This window comes from Pseudoalteromonas sp. P1-25 (assembly GCF_001401805.1).
Lineage (GTDB): Bacteria > Pseudomonadota > Gammaproteobacteria > Enterobacterales > Alteromonadaceae > Pseudoalteromonas.
On record NZ_LKDW01000108.1, the window covers coordinates 1 to 336 of the forward strand.

Here is a 336-nt window from a genome sequence, read left to right on the forward strand (position 1 = left end):
AGCGACAACGTCGCAACGTTCTTTAACAATATAAAGCAATCATCTGTGTGGGCACTCGTACAGATTGAGTTCTAACAGCCAAGCTACTTAGGTAGTGAGGCAAACAAATTTAGAGTCTCAATTGAAACTGAGTGACCAACAGCAATAACTTACTTAGGTTTTGCTTAAGAAAAGAATTGCAGCACAGTCAATTCAATATCGAAAGATATTAAATAAATTCAGAATTCATTGAGCTGTCGAAAGACACAAAACTTTTTAATTGAAGAGTTTGATCATGGCTCAGATTGAACGCTGGCGGCAGGCCTAACACATGCAAGTCGAGCGGTAACAGAGAGT

Annotated in this window: 1 rRNA gene; it reads left to right on the forward strand. The window is 39.0% G+C overall.

The features are described from left to right. Positions 1 to 256 precede the first annotated feature (256 nt). A 16S ribosomal RNA gene (locus AN393_RS19740) occupies positions 257 to 336 on the forward strand; the annotation flags it as partial.